Genomic DNA, 14,046 nt, shown 5'->3' with positions numbered 1-14,046 from the left:
TACAGATCAGGCGGATGTGCAAACCTTGTTGCCGAATGGCAAAATCAGGAGGGTGGATGAAGCCATCGACCGCACTCTTGACGCCGTCGGGCCGAGGTTGAAGCGCCTTCGGTTGCATCGGGACGTCACGCTCGCCGACCTCGCGGAGGAGACCGGCATCTCCACCAGCACCCTGTCCCGGCTGGAGGCGGGCCTGCGACGTCCCACGCTCGAACAGCTGCTGCCACTCGCCCGCGCCTACGGGGTCACACTCGACGAGCTCGTCGACGCGCCCCCGACCGGCGACCCCCGCGTCAACCTGCGTCCCATCCCCTGCGGTGACGGCATGGTCGTCCTGCCGCTTACCCGCAGACCGGGAGGAATCCAGGCCTACAAGTTCGTCCTCCCGGCCGGACGCGACGACGCCGAACCCGACCTGCGTACCCACGAGGGTTACGACTGGGCCTACGTTCTCAACGGAACCCTCCGCCTCGTACTCGGGGAACACGACCTCATCCTCAAGCCGGGGGAGGCCGTGGAGTTCGACACGCGGACCCCGCACTGGTTCGGGGCCACCAGTGCCGGTCCTGTCGAGTTCCTGAGTCTCATCGGGAAACAAGGCGAACGCGCGCATGTCCGCGCGGCACCGAGGCCCGGCCCGGCCGAGTAAGAGGGACTGTTGGGTGCTTATTCGGCTGTCGCGGCAGTGGTCCGCTTATAAGGTGCGTCCGTGGACACTCTGGTGGATCTTGTCATCGCCAGGCGCTTACGGGTGCCTCTCAACGCCGAGACCGACGCGGCGGAGACCGTACCGGGCTGGGGTGAGGTCGCCGCGCGGCAGTTGGACGCCGCGCTGTTGAGTGTGGGGTTCAAGTGCTCCGCGACCCTGCTCGACCGGCTGGCCGCGCTGCCCGGGGAGACGGTGGTCGATCTCGGGGTCCAGGTCCTGGCGTCGGTTCGCCGGATGGCCGGTGACCACGTGCAGCACAACGCGTACTTCATCGACTTTCCCGCGAACGTGCCGGACACCATGGAGTTCTGGGTCGGCCTGCTGGTGGAGGCCCTGCTGGACCCGGTCGCCGCCGCGCGCGTCCAGCCGGCGACGCTGAACCTGCTGAGCCTGCCCGGGTACGGCCGCTACCAGCACACCTACGCCGACCTGCTGGCCGCCCACGCGGAGCTGATCCCGCTCGCCGCCGACCGGGTGACCGTGCTGGAGGCGGGGGAGAGCCTGGAGTCGGAGGCGCGGGACCTGTACCTGTCGCTGGCCGGTTCCGAGGTGCCGCTCGCGGCCGAGGACCTGGAAGCGCTGGGTCTGCTGGCGTCGTTCTGCGCCGACGAGCCGGAGCGCATCCCCGTACGGGAGAACCGCGCCGTCATCAACCAGGTGCGCCTGGCCAAGGGTCTTCCGCTGCTCGTCGACACGGTGACCGACGTGCTCCGGGTCGCCGGCGGTGACGTCACGCTCGCCACGGCCACCCGATTCCGCTCCTTCCGCCGGTCCGAGCGCCGCGCCCTGCTGGCCGCGCTGGACGGCCTGCCCCCGGCCAAACTCGGCGACGTGCCCCGCCGTCGGGAGCAGTGGAAGCGGCTGGGCGAACGCCTGCATCCTCACGAGTTCCCGCAGTTCCCCCGGGCCGCGCAGGTCTTCGAGGTGGCCAGGGGCGAACGCCGGGCGGCGAGCTTCGACAGCCGGGTGGAGGCCGCCCTGTCGGCCGGGCGTACCGCGGACGCCGTCGAGTTGCTGGAGCAGACGCCCGGCGCGCTGCTGCGCCGCGTCGACCACCTGCTGCGCACCGGGTCGTCCGCGTCGGCCGTGGTGGACGCGGCGGAGCGGGCCGCCGAACGGGCCTCGGGCCGCGTGCTGCTGTCCCTGCGCGAGCACCTGCAGAACCGCCTCGCCGCCTCCGCCACCGATCGCGTCTTCCTCAACCGGTACGGCAGGGCGTGGGCCGCCCCCGAATCCCGCACCCCGCTGGACGAGGACGTGGCGTCCAGGATGCTCGCCCTCCTCGACGCGGAGATCGCCCGCCGCCTCCCGGACCCCGGCGACCTCGTCGTCGACCCCGACGTGCTCGACGTGGCCCTGCCGCTGTCGGGCAAGGCCGTCGTGCCCGGACTCGGCATGCTGCCCCGGGGCTCCCTGTCGAAGGTGGACGGGGAACTGCTCCGGTTCTTCGTCCACTGGCGGCAGGCCGCGCGGCGCACCGACTACGACCTGTCAGCGCTCATGCTCGACCCCTCCTACGACGACCCGACGCACATCTCGTGGACGAACTACGGCAACGACTTCGCGACGTACTCGGGCGACCTCACCGAAGCGGCCGACGGCGCGTCGGAGTTCATCGACATCCGGCTGGCCGACGCCGACCAGGCGATCATCATTCCGCAGGTCAACATCTACACCGGGGAATCCTTCGACCAGGCCGCGGAGGCGTTCTTCGGTTACATGTCCAGGAACGCCGGGCAGGAGGGCCGCCCGTTCGAGGCCCGGACCGTACGGATGAAGTCGGATCTGCGCGGGTCCGGCCAGGTCGCCCTGCCGCTCGTCTTCCTCCGGGGCGACGACGGGACGTGGCGGGTGAAGTGGCTGCACCTCTATCTGAAGGGTGATCCCTTCTACAACCAGGTCGAAGGCAACCGGCTGACGACGTCGCTGCTGGTGCGGTCGATCGTGGAGCGTGACTATCTGCGCGTCGGCTACCTGGTCGAGCTGATGCGCGCGAAGGCCACGGCGAACGGGCACGCCACGTTCATCGGGCTGGAGGCCCCGGCGGATCTTCCGGCGGGTGCGCGCGCGTACACGCCCGGCACCCTGCACGAACTGATCCCGGCCTGATACTGTCGGACCCGCGAGGCCATGGGAGGGCTTCCTTCTCCCTTCTCTTTGGAAAGATATTAGTTCTCCCGCTCTCCTCCGAGCTCTTCTCACCCGCCGGCAGCCCTGCCGGCGGGTGTTCCTTTTCCCGACCGCCGTTGGACCCGGCTCTCGCGGGACCTTCGGCACTGGGCCGCCGCCGGGCCGCGCAGTGCGATTGAGGGGACGAAGGAGGAGCCATGGAAGAGGCAATCGGCAGAGATGCCAGGGATGCCAGGGATGTCGTGGTAGGGGTGGACGGGTCGCCCGCCTCGCTCGCGGCCGTGCGGTGGGCCGCCGACGACGCGGCCCGTATCCCGGCGCCGCTGCGGATCGTGCACGTCCTGGACCGGCATCCGTACCAGATCGCGAAGTTCCCCGACCCCGAGCTGGGCGATCAGCTGGCCCGCAGCGCCGCCCGCATCCTGGAGACCGCCAAGCGCGAGGCGGAGGACCGCAGGCCCGGCCTCGAGATCACCACGCAGATGATCGAGGGCAGGCCCGCCGAGATGCTGCGCGAGCAGGCGGCGGGCGCGGCCGAGCTGGTGGTCGGCACGCGCGGCATGGGCGGTTTCGCCGGGGCCGTGATGGGTTCGGTCAGCATGACCGTGGCGGGGCACGCCCCCGGCCCGGTGATCGTCATCCGGAGCCTGCCGGAGGTGCCGTCCGGCGAGATCGTGGTCGGGGTCGACGACTCGTCCGCCTGCGAACCCGCCATCGCGTACGCGTTCGAGCAGGCCAGAGCACGTGGCGCGGGCCTGCGCGCCGTGCACGCCTGGCAGGTGCCCGTGCACGCGTACGCGCCTGAGATCACCTACGAGATGGACGAGATCCGCACCGCCCAGCACGCGGTCATCGCCGGAGTGCTCGACTCGTGGCGGGAGCGGTACCCCGACGTCAAGGTGACCGACGACGTCCGGTGCGGGCACCCGGTCGAGGCCCTGGTGGACGCCTCCCAGGGCGCGGACCTGCTCGTGATCGGCTGCCACGGCCGCGGCGCCATCAGCTCGATCCTGCTCGGCTCGGTCAGCCGGGGCATCCTGCACCACGCCGCGTGCCCGGTCGCCGTGGTACGGCCCAGCGTCTGACCCAGCGCCTGACCCAGCGTCTGACCCGGGCGGATCTACCGCAGGCGGCGGGTGTACGGAGAAGGCCGAGGGCCGGCGGGAGCGATGCGGACGCGGGCGTGCAGGGTCGTGGCCGCGTGCGGGATCGCCAGCACCGGATCGAGCTCGAGTTCCGCTACCTCGGGGAGGGCGTCCAGGAGGCGGCCCACGTTCACGATCTGGCCGGTCAGGGCGGTGATGTCGGCTCGGGGGGTGTTGCGGTAGCCGTACAGCAGAGGGGAGCAGCGGAGGTCGGCGATCATCTCGGCGGCGGTGGACGGGGTGAGCGGCGGGACGCGGAAGCTTCGGTCGGCGAGCAGGTCGGCGGTCGCGCCGCCCATGCCGACCATGACGAGCGGCCCGAACGCCGGGTAGTTCACGCCGCCGAGGACGACTTCGACGCCGCCGGCGACCATGCGCCGCACGATTCCGCCGGTCATCGCCGGTCCGCTCCGCTCGGCCATCTCGCGGTAGGCGTCGCGCACCTGGCCGGGGGTGGTCAATCCGACCCGGATGTCCGTCTTGCGCAGTGGTCCCGTCGCCTTGAGCGCGACCGGCAGCCCGGCCTCGGTCGCGGCTCGGGCTGCGGCGTCCGGGTCGTGGACCACGATCGACTCGGCGAGGGCCAGCCCGAAGCAGTGGAGCAGCCGGTCGGTGGTGTGCGGATCGAGCCAGCCGCCTTCGGGCCGGATCGCGAGCTCGGCCGCGACGATGTCACGCGCGGCCCGCTCCTCCGGCGAAACGGCGAGTCCGGCCGCTCCGTGGCGGGTTCCTCGGCGATCCCCGAAGGCGCGCCGATCACGGCCACGGACGCGGGCGCCAGGATCGCGGCCAGCGGGGACCGCTCGGCCTCGTGGTCGCCGGCCTGGATGCTCGCCGGCAGGACGTCGCATTCCTCGGACATGGTGCGTCTCCAGATGTGGGGAGCGGGTTCCGCCGCCGACGTTTCCGCCACCCGCCCGCGCGTGGCAGGGCTGGATGACCCATCCGGGAAGGACTTTGGTCGCGATCTAACACATTCCGGGCATATGTGACGCCTGTTCGCCGATCTCTTGACGCACCGGACTCGATTGCGACAATCTGTCGCGTATAGGTAAGCCTTACCTAATTAATCGTGACGAGGAGTGCTTCATGCCCACCGTGCCCGCCCTGATAGCCGACCCGATGACCCGGTGGATGGGACGGCGCGCGGTGGCCGCCACCGTGGCGGCGATCTCCCCCGGGCTGGTACGGGTCCGGTTCGAAGGCGAGGACCTCAAGGGCCGCAACTGGCTGCCCGGCTGCGAGATCGAGTTCCGGGTGGGACGGCGGGACCTGCGCCACTACACGACGGCCGCGTTCGACGACGACGCCGGATGGATCGAGGTGCTCTTCCAACTGCACGGAGGCGGTCCGGGCAGCACCTGGGCACGCGGGCTCACGCCCGGGGACGAGGTCCTGGTGCTCGGGCCGGGAACGAAACCGTGGCTACGCAAGGGGACCTCGCACTTCATGGCGGGAGACGCCAGCGCGCTGGGACTGTTCGAGGCCCTGACGGCCGGGCTCGGAACGGGAGCACGGGCCGTCGGAGCGGTGGAGGTGCCGCCGGCCGACGTGGCGGCGGCGCGGGAACTGGTGCCGCGGCTGCACGTGGTCGCCGCGCGGGACCGGCCGGGGGAGGCGCTGGTCGGCTGGGTCGCGGAGATGGAGGGCGAACGGCCGGACGTCGCGTACCTGGCGGGGCACGCGCGGACCATCCAGGCGGTGCGCGGCCTGCTCTGCGCGGAACGGGTCGGGATGCGGCGCCGGGACGTGGTGACCAAGCCGTACTGGGCCGACGGGAAGAGGGGCCTGTGATGCTGGGGGAGCTGCTCGCTCCGGTGCGGGCGCGGCTGTGGGTGGCGGGCGGGCTGCAGGTGGTCGCCTCGGTGGCGGGGCTGGTGCCGTACGTGATGGTCGCGGAGCTGGCCGGGGAGCTGCTCGGCGAGGCCGACCCGGGCCGGATCTGGACGATCGTGGGCGTCGCCGTCGCGGGCCTGCTGGTGCGCACCCTCGCCGCGGGGACGGCGGTCACGGTGACGCACCTGGCCGACGTCGGGCTTCAGCTGCGGCTGCGCCGGCGGATCGTGGCCAAGCTGGGGGCGGTGCCGCTGGGCTGGTTCACGGCCCGCGGCTCCGGCGAGGTCAAGAAGGCGGTGCAGGACGATGTGCACAGCCTGCACCATCTGGTCGGCCACGCCGTGCTCGACCTGACCTCCGCCGCGGTGGCGCCGCTGGCGTCGGTGGCCTACCTGTTCTGGGTGGACTGGCGGATGGCGCTGGCGACGGTCGCCACCCTGCCGGTGTACCTCACGGCGTACACGCTGATGATGCGCGGCTACCAGGCCAGGCTCGGCGAGATGAACGAGGCCACCGAGCGGATCAACAGCACGGCGGTGGAGTTCGTGAACGGGATCGCCGTGGTGAAGACCTTCGGCCAGAGCCGGCGGGCCCACGAGCGCTTCGCGCGGGCCGCGGACGACTTCTCCGACCGGTTCCGGAGCTGGGTGGCTCCCATGATCCGGATCGAGGCGGCCGTGCAGAGCACGATCATGCCGGTGACCGTCCTGCTCGTGGTGCTGACCACCGGGACGGCGCTGGTGTCGGCCGGCTCGCTCGACCCGGTCGACGTGCTGCCCTTCACCCTGCTGGGGCTGGGTCTCGGCCAGCCGCTCCTCACCCTCGGCTTCGGCATGGGCGCGCTGCAGGAGGCCCGCGAGGCGGCGGCCCGGGTGTCGGGCGTGCTCGCCGCGCCGGAACTGCCCGCCGCGCGGGAGACGGCCGCGCCGGACGGGCATCTCGTGGAGTTCGACCGGGTCTCCTTCTCCTACGACGGCGCGCGCGACGTCCTCAGCGACATCAGCCTGACGCTGCGGCCGGGGACGGTGACCGCCCTGGTGGGACCCTCCGGATCGGGCAAGTCGACCTTGGCCCGGCTGCTGCCCCGCTACTGGGACCCCACCGCCGGGGCCGTCCGCATCGGCGGCGCCGACGTGCGCGACCTGCCGCCCGGCGAGCTGGTGGCCACGGTCTTCCAGGACGTCCGGCTCCTGCGCATGAGCATCCGGGACAACATCGCGCTCGGCCGTCCCGGCGCCACCGACGCCGAGATCCACGCCGCCGCCGGGGCCGCCCAGATCCACGAGCGCATCCTCGCGTCGCCCGGCGGGTACGCGGCCGAGGCGGGCGGCCTGTCCGGCGGCGAGGCGCAGCGGGTCAGCATCGCCAGGGCGCTGCTGGCCGGCCGGCCGGTCCTGGTGCTCGACGAGGCCACCGCGTTCGCCGACCCGGAGTCGGAGGCGGCCATCCAGGACGCGCTCTCCACCCTGGCCGAGGGGCGTACGGTCCTGGTCGTCGCGCACCGGCTGGACACGGTGGTGGACGCCGACCAGATCGTCGTCCTGGACCGGGGACGGGTGGCGCAGCGCGGCACGCACGCCGAGCTGATGGCCGAGACGGGGATGTACCGGCGGCTCTGGGAGCGGTCGGCGGCGCTGGAGGAGGCACGATGATCGGACAGCTGACGGCGGTGGCCGGGCAGGCCAGGGTGCGCGGCTACCTGGTGACGCTCGCGGCCTTCGCCGTGGCGCAGGGGCTCGCGTTCGTGCTGCTGGTGCCGGTGCTGCGGGCGCTGTTCGCCGGCGATTCCGCGGCGGCCTGGCCGTGGCTCGGCGCGCTGGCGGCGGCGGCCGCGGCGTGCGCGGTCCTGCAGTACCGGCAGGCCGTGCAGGGGTTCTCACTGGGGCTCGACCTGTCCCGCAGCCTCTACCACCAGCTGGGCGACCACCTGTCCGCGCTGCCGCTCGGCTGGTTCGAGGCCGACCGGGTGGGGCGGATCGGCCGGTTGGTCGTGCAGGGCGTGCGCGCGGTCATGGGCGTGCCCGCGCACCTGCTCCAGCCGGTGGTCACCGCCTTCCTGACGCCGGTCACCGTGGTCGTGGCCGCGCTCTTCCTCGACTGGCGGCTCGGCCTGGCGCTGGCGGCCGGCGGGCTGCTGCTGGCCGGGACCTACCGCTACACGGCGGGCCTGACCGAGCGGGTGGACCACGCCGTGGACGCGGCCATGGCCGAGGCCGGCGGCAGGGTCGTCGAGTTCGCCCAGGCGCAGGCGGTGCTGCGCGGCTTCGGCCGGACGGGCGCGGCCCACGCGGAGCTGGAGACGGCCTTGCGGCGTCAGCACGGGGCCGGGCGGCGGTCGGTGACCTCCGTCGTCCCCGGGCTGGCCCTGAACGCGCTGGCCGTCCAGACCGTGTACACCGCGTTGATCGGGCTCGGCGCGTACCTGGCGCTCGGCGGATCGCTCGACCCGGCCGTGCTGGTCGCGCTGCTCGCCCTGGCCACCCGGTTCACCGAGCCGCTCATGCTCGCCGCGGAACTGGGCGGCGCGCTCCGCATGGGCCGCAACAACCTGGCCCGCTTCGCGGAGATCCTCGCCACCCCGCCGCTGCCGGAGCCGGAGACGCCGGCGCGGGAGACCGTGCCGGACGCGCCCGCCATCCGGTTCGACCGCGTGGACTTCGGCTACGGCGGCTCACCCGTGCTGCGGGAGGTCTCCTTCACGGTGCCGCCGCGCACGATGACCGCGCTGGTCGGCCCCTCCGGGTCGGGCAAGACCACGATCACCCGGCTGATCGCCCGCTTCTTCGACGCCGGCGGCGGAGCCGTCCTGGTGGACGGCCACGACGTGCGCGACCTCGGCACCGAGGAGCTCATGTCCCGGGTCTCGCTGGTCTTCCAGGACGTCTACCTCTTCGACCAGACCATCGAGGAGAACATCGCGATCGGCCGCCCCGGCGCGACCACCGAGCAGATCAGGCGAGCCGCCGGGCTCGCCCGCGTGGATGAGATCGTGGCCCGGCTGCCCGACGGCTGGGCGACCCGCGTCGGCGAGAGCGGCGCCGCCCTGTCCGGAGGCGAGCGGCAGCGCGTCTCCATCGCGCGGGCGATCCTCAAGGACGCGCCCATCGTGCTGCTCGACGAGGCCACCGCGGCCCTGGACGCGGACAACGAGGCCGCCGTCACCGCCGCGCTCCGCGCGCTCACCGCGGACAGGACGCTGGTCGTGATCGCGCACCGGCTGTCCACCGTGCGGGCCGCCGACCAGATCGTCGTGCTGGACGGCGGGCGCGTGGCGGAGATCGGCGACCATGACCGGCTGCTGGCGGCGGATGGCAGATATGCCGCGTTCTGGCGGAAACGCGCCCGCGCCGCCGGATGGCGGTTGCGGGCGGGGCGGGAAGATAGGGGGTATGAGCACGCCGCCCCTCCGGCCGGGGCCGCGCCCGGGACGCCGGCCGAGTTTCAGCCTTGACGACATCGCCGAGGCCGCGCTGGCGGTGGGCTTCCGTGACCTGACCATGGTGTCGGTGGCCGCGCGGCTGGGGGTGCGGCACTCCTCGCTCTACCGGCGGGTGTCCGGCAGGGACGAACTGGTCGTCGCGGCCATGGACCTGGCCGTGCAGCGGGCGTGCTGGCCGGGGCCAGGCGCGGACTGGCGGGCCTACCTGGAGGAGACGGCCGACGTCGTCTGGGGGCTGTTCGCCGCCCACCCCGGCATGGCGGAGGCCATTCGCGACCTGCCGCGTACGCCGCCGAGCGTGACCCGGGTCTTCTACGGCACCGCGCACGCCCTCACCCGGTTCGGGTTCGAGGGCGATGACGCGGTGCTCGTCGTCGACACCTTCGTGGACCTGGCCGCCGACGTGTACGCGGCGGGCGAGCGCCTCGTCCGGGTCAGGGACGAGGACGGGCTGACCGCCCGGGACCTGATGCGCGCGTCCTGGGAGGCCGGACCCGCCGAGCCGGACGCCGCCTTCGCCGCCGTGGTACGGCAGGCCATCGACGGCGAACCGTACGACTGGTTCCGCAAGAAGCTCGCACTGGTCCTGGACGGCGCCGCCAGTCGCCTCAGCGCACCGTGAGCGTGCCCAGGGTCAGCAGCCCCGAGTGCACGTCCTGGGCGGTGTTGGCGAAACGCAGGTCGTTGCCGCGGGGGAGCGGGTTCGGGACGCGCAGGGTGAGTTCGTAGTCGCCCCTGCCGAGGCCGTTCAGGTTGAGGTGGGCGGTCAGTTCGGTGGGCGGCGCGTCCGGCTGGATGCCGGTGATCGACCAGGGCGTCGGCCAGCGGCTGACGACACGGCCGGAGGCGTCCACGGCGGCGAGTTCGGGGGTCCAGTCGTAGTAGAAGGGCGCGATGCCGCGGTTGGCGATCCGTACGGCGATCTTGGCTTGGCCGCGGACCGGAGTGGACGGCAGGGACGCCTCGGTGACGGTGAGTTCGTAGCCGAGGGATCGGGAGCCCGCGACGGCGCGGAACCATTCGTCGCCGGTGAAGCCGGAACCGTCGAACGGAGTCTGGTTGAGCAGGAAGGACGCGTGGGTCTGGGCCACGGACTCCGCGTAGTCCTCGTACTGCGGGCAGCTCACGGGGGCGTCGAAGATGCAGGGCTGGACTTCGGGACGGAGTTCGCCGCCGACGGGCTGGTCGCGCCACTTCTCGGTGACGCCGTTGTCGATCAGGCGCTGGACGAAGTGCCAGGAGGTGGGCGGGAGGGTCTCGAAGGCCAGCGAGTCGTCGTGGTAGCCGATGTTCAGGTCCTTGTTGAGCGCGGACGGGTAGCGGACCAGCAGCCTGGTGCGTTTGAAGGACGACTCGAAGCGGTTCAGGACCGCCGCCTGGGCCGCGTCCGACGCCATCCAGTTCTCGGGGCGGGTGCCGCCGTCGTACGGCCAGGTGTGCCATTCGCCCCAGAAGCCGATCAGGCCGACCTGGATGAAGCCGATCCGGTCGTCGCCGTCGTACCGGCGGCCGAGGGCGGCGATGAAACGGTCGAGGGCGGCGGCCAGGCGGGGGTCGCCGTAGTCGGGGGAGACGCTGAGGCCGTTGTTGCCGTGGTCCGGGTACGCGTGGGTGGCCAGACCCTGGTCGAGGAGGAACTGCGGGATGCCGGTGGGTTTGGCCGGATAGTCGAGGTAGACGCGGAACGCGGCGTGGTGGCCACGGCGGGCGATCGTGTTGAGCCGCCGTTCCAAGGGCGTCCAGTCGAAGGTGTTCTGGCCGGTCATGACCTCGCGCAGCGGCAGGTAGAACCACTCCATGCTGTGCGGGAAGGTCTGGTAGCTGCCGGCGTACGGCATGAAGCCCTTGAGCGGGTTGTCGGCGGGCGCCTGCCGGTAGGCGAGCGGCGTCCAGCTGGGCGCGGGCGCGGCGGCGGTCACGGCGGTGAGGGCGAGTGCCATGGCGAGCATGGTCCGGACGGCTCGGGTCATTCGACCGTCTCCTGGAGTTAGGGGGTGTCGAGCGCATGAAAGCAGAAGAACGTAAGTAAACGCAAGATGTCATGCCGCGATATCGAAGGGTGTTTTATGCCGATAAGTCCGTTCAAAGGAAGCAAACTCGTCACGTGATTGCTTTATCGCAAGGTTGAGTCTTGTGGTATGGCAAGTGTTCTGGTGTCATGTGGATCGCCGGGCGCCCCCACGCCCGCGCCTCTTTCCCGGAGGGGATCCATGAGACGAAGACTCTCGACACTCCTGCTCATGCTCACCGCGGCGATCCTCGCCGTGACCCCCGTCACCCCCGCGACCGCCGCCGCGGGCCCGCCGCCCCGGCCGCCCGCCGGCCCCGGCCCGGCCCCCGGAACCACGCACACCTACGCGTACGCGGACACCCCGGTCGGCCAGCCGCTCAAAGGCTTCGCCCCCTACCTGTTCCCCGGCGACAACTACACGAGCAAGTACCCCGGCGGCGTGATGTGGAGCTACTTCGCGCTCAACGAGGTGATGAAGGACCCCGCCAGCTGCTCCGTCTTCGACTGGAGCGTCTTCGAGAAGGCCCTGGACGAGGCCGCCGTGTGGGGCCGCCAGATGGCCTTCCGGTTCTACGTCGAGTACCCCGGCGGCAGCGGCACGCACCCCGGCAACGGCATCCCGCCCTGCCTGACCGGCAAGATGGCGCTGCGCGGCAACGGCCAGTGGGGCACGGTCAGCCCCGACTACGACGATCCCGACGTGATCGCCGCCTTCGTCTCCTTCATCAACGCCTTCGCCGCCCGGTACGACCACGCCGGCCCCGGCGGCACCGCCGACCCCCGCCTCGGCTTCATGTCGCTGGGCCTGGTCGGGCTCTGGGGCGAGTGGCACACCTGGCCGTACGACCGGGACCCGGCCGACGGCTATCCCGACCTGATGCCCACCGACGCCACCATCACCACGCTCATCCACGCCTACGACGCGGCCTTCGACAACATCCAGCTGGAGGTGCGCTACCCGCTGGCCGGGGCCGACTCGCCGGGCATCGGGTTCCACGACGACTCCTGGCCGTACCGGGAGTGGCGGGGCGGCCAGCTGAAGAGCATGACGCTGCCGCAGTCGATGGGCGGCTGGGACGACGCCTTCACGCAGCTGCTGCTCAACCGGAACCTGGAGAACCGGTGGACCACGCAGTCGATCGGCGGCGAGGCCCGGCCGGAGATCCAGGGCAGCCTGTACACGAACTGGCCGGGCGGCGGCAACCAGGTCGACGACGTGCTGGCCGCCACCGAGCTCACCCACATCACCTGGATGATCAACCAGACGGGCGCGGGCGGCTACAGCGCCACCGATCCGAAGGTGGCGGCCGGGGTCCGGAAGATGGGCTACAACCTGCACATTCCGCAGGCCAACTTCAACCCGTCCGTGTCCGGTTCCTTCCAGGTCGGCGTGACCGTGCAGAACGACGGCGTGGCCCCGTTCTACTACCCGTGGACCGTGGTCCTCGGCCTGAAGAACAGCGCCGGCGCCGTGGTGAAGACCTGGGACACCGACTGGGATCTGCGGGGCGTGCAGCCGCTGCAGATCCGCGCCTTCCCCGACTGGAACGTCTCCGGCAACCCCACCAGGATCGACTTCGGGCGGCCGGTGAACTTCAGCGCGAACCTCAGCACCGCGGGGGTTCCGGCGGGCGACTACAGCCTGGTCCTGAAGGTACGCAACCCGCTTGAGGCGGTCACCCCGGCCGTGCTGCGCGCCCGCCCCGCGGCGTCCCGGCTGACCGACTGGGTGATCGACCAGCACCGCCCGCCGTACCCGCTGTCGTTCGCCAACGCCAACCAGGCCACCGACGGCTGGGTGAACCTCGGCCCGCTCTCCACCTCCGGCACCTGCGCCGGCGACTGCGCCGCGCCCTCCACGCCCACCGGGCTGGCGGTCACCGGGGTCACCGACACCAGTGTCGCGCTGTCCTGGTCGGCGGCGACCGACACCGGCGGCAGCGGGCTGCGCGGCTACGACGTCTACCGGGACGGAACGAAGATCACCCCGACGCCGGTGACCGGCACGTCGTACACCGACACCGGCCGGACCGCCGGCAGCACCTACGTGTACGCGGTACGCGCCGTCGACAACGCGGGCAACGCCTCCGGCCCGTCGGCGAGCGTGTCCGCGACCACCACCGGCTGCGCCGGCGACTGCGCCGCCCCGACCGCCCCCACCCTGGCCAGCACCGGCAAGACCAGCACCAGCGTGTCCCTGTCCTGGAGCGGCGCGGCCGACAACGTCGGGGTCACCGGGTACGAGGTGTTCCGCGGCGGTGTCCTGATCGGCTCGCCGTCCGGTACGACGTTCACCGACAGCGGCCTCACCGCGTCGACCGCGTACGCGTACACGGTCAAGGCGAGGGACGCGGCCGGAAACCGGTCGGCGGCGAGCAACACCGTGACGGTCACCACCGACCCGGCCCCGCCGGTCACCGGCCTGGTGCTGGACAACTTCGACGGATCACCCGCCTACCCGTCGGCCTACCTCAACGACCTGGGCAGGTGGACCGGCGCGAACTGTTTCCTGGACGGCGGCGGCTCGGGCACGGTCGTCTCCGGGGCGTTGCAGCTGCGCTACAACAACTGCGGCTGGTTCGGCAGCGACGTCGGGGTGGACCTGACCGGCAAGACCCACCTGGTGGTCCGGATCAAGGGCGCCTCCGGCGGCGAGCAGAGCCACTTCAACCTCGGTCTGGGCGGCGCGACCAAGGTGTTCGGCGACTACACCCTCGACGGCGGCGGACACCCCGTGATCACCACGTCCTACCAGGACGTCAGGATCCCCATGGCC

The 14,046-nt window shown here is 72.0% G+C and carries 10 protein-coding genes; 8 read left to right on the top strand and 2 right to left on the bottom strand.

The window, feature by feature from the left end; all coding sequences use genetic code 11:
• Positions 1-52: 52 nt before the first annotated feature.
• The 3 genes from Aph01nite_RS08330 to Aph01nite_RS08320 all read left to right on the top strand — a co-directional run bounded on the left by Aph01nite_RS08330 (position 53) and on the right by Aph01nite_RS08320 (position 3,924).
• The gene (locus tag Aph01nite_RS08330; RefSeq protein ID WP_204040196.1) at positions 53-649 is read left to right on the top strand and encodes a helix-turn-helix domain-containing protein; all 597 of its coding nucleotides are present in this window, start codon (positions 53-55) and stop codon (positions 647-649) included.
• 60 nt (positions 650-709) lie between these two features.
• The gene (locus tag Aph01nite_RS08325) at positions 710-2,818 is read left to right on the top strand and encodes a TerD family protein (protein WP_204040195.1); all 2,109 of its coding nucleotides are present in this window, start codon (positions 710-712) and stop codon (positions 2,816-2,818) included.
• Between the two features lie 218 nt (positions 2,819-3,036).
• The gene (locus Aph01nite_RS08320; RefSeq protein WP_204040194.1) at positions 3,037-3,924 is read left to right on the top strand and encodes a universal stress protein; all 888 of its coding nucleotides are present in this window, start codon (positions 3,037-3,039) and stop codon (positions 3,922-3,924) included.
• A 35-nt stretch (positions 3,925-3,959) separates the two neighbouring features.
• On the opposite strand, the gene Aph01nite_RS08315 is transcribed toward Aph01nite_RS08320, so the two are convergent.
• The gene (locus Aph01nite_RS08315) at positions 3,960-4,835 is read right to left on the bottom strand and encodes an acetate--CoA ligase family protein (RefSeq protein WP_204040193.1); all 876 of its coding nucleotides are present in this window, start codon (positions 4,833-4,835) and stop codon (positions 3,960-3,962) included.
• A 238-nt stretch (positions 4,836-5,073) separates the two neighbouring features.
• Here Aph01nite_RS08315 and Aph01nite_RS08310 point away from each other — a divergent pair, with 238 nt between their 5' ends.
• Genes Aph01nite_RS08310 through Aph01nite_RS08295 form a run of 4 tightly spaced genes read left to right on the top strand, consistent with a single transcriptional unit; the run spans position 5,074 to position 9,881 of the window.
• On the top strand, positions 5,074-5,778 hold the full coding sequence (locus tag Aph01nite_RS08310; RefSeq protein WP_204040192.1) for a siderophore-interacting protein: 705 nt from the start codon (positions 5,074-5,076) through the stop codon (positions 5,776-5,778).
• Entirely contained in the window at positions 5,778-7,472 is a 1,695-nt protein-coding gene (locus tag Aph01nite_RS08305; protein ID WP_204040191.1) for an ABC transporter ATP-binding protein, read from the top strand. The genes Aph01nite_RS08310 and Aph01nite_RS08305 overlap by 1 nt, the downstream gene beginning before the upstream one ends.
• A complete protein-coding gene (locus Aph01nite_RS08300; protein ID WP_204040190.1) occupies positions 7,469-9,271 on the top strand; it encodes an ABC transporter ATP-binding protein in 1,803 nt (600 codons plus the stop codon). Before Aph01nite_RS08305 ends, Aph01nite_RS08300 begins: the two co-directional genes overlap by 4 nt.
• Positions 9,210-9,881, top strand: coding sequence for a TetR/AcrR family transcriptional regulator (locus tag Aph01nite_RS08295; protein WP_204040189.1), 672 nt, complete (start codon positions 9,210-9,212; stop codon positions 9,879-9,881). Before Aph01nite_RS08300 ends, Aph01nite_RS08295 begins: the two co-directional genes overlap by 62 nt.
• Here Aph01nite_RS08295 and Aph01nite_RS08290 read toward each other — a convergent pair.
• Positions 9,868-11,229, bottom strand: a complete 1,362-nt coding sequence (locus Aph01nite_RS08290; protein ID WP_204040188.1) for a DUF4832 domain-containing protein — start codon at positions 11,227-11,229, stop codon at positions 9,868-9,870. The two genes, Aph01nite_RS08295 and Aph01nite_RS08290, sit on opposite strands and share 14 nt — an antisense overlap.
• Before the next feature lie 240 nt (positions 11,230-11,469).
• Here Aph01nite_RS08290 and Aph01nite_RS08285 point away from each other — a divergent pair.
• The coding region (locus Aph01nite_RS08285) for a fibronectin type III domain-containing protein (RefSeq protein WP_204040187.1) at positions 11,470-14,046 on the top strand (2,577 nt) is incomplete at its 3' end.

The sequence above is a fragment of the Acrocarpospora phusangensis genome (genome assembly GCF_016862995.1).
Taxonomy (GTDB): domain Bacteria; phylum Actinomycetota; class Actinomycetes; order Streptosporangiales; family Streptosporangiaceae; genus Acrocarpospora; species Acrocarpospora phusangensis.
The sequence above is the reverse complement of the archived record's forward strand: the minus strand, read 5'-3'. Positions and strand labels throughout refer to the sequence as shown.

Excerpts from the sequence above, each read along its gene's own strand:
- Aph01nite_RS08305 (WP_204040191.1), top strand. The coding sequence starts at position 5,778 with ATGCTGGGGGAGCTGCTCGCTCCGGTGCGGGCGCGGCTGTGGGTGGCG.
- Aph01nite_RS08295 (WP_204040189.1), top strand. The coding sequence starts at position 9,210 with ATGAGCACGCCGCCCCTCCGGCCGGGGCCGCGCCCGGGACGCCGGCCG.
- Aph01nite_RS08315 (WP_204040193.1), bottom strand. The coding sequence starts at position 4,835 with ATGCGACGTCCTGCCGGCGAGCATCCAGGCCGGCGACCACGAGGCCGA.
- Aph01nite_RS08310 (WP_204040192.1), top strand. The coding sequence starts at position 5,074 with ATGCCCACCGTGCCCGCCCTGATAGCCGACCCGATGACCCGGTGGATG.
- Aph01nite_RS08290 (WP_204040188.1), bottom strand. The coding sequence starts at position 11,229 with ATGACCCGAGCCGTCCGGACCATGCTCGCCATGGCACTCGCCCTCACC.
- Aph01nite_RS08300 (WP_204040190.1), top strand. The coding sequence starts at position 7,469 with ATGATCGGACAGCTGACGGCGGTGGCCGGGCAGGCCAGGGTGCGCGGC.
- Aph01nite_RS08320 (WP_204040194.1), top strand. The coding sequence starts at position 3,037 with ATGGAAGAGGCAATCGGCAGAGATGCCAGGGATGCCAGGGATGTCGTG.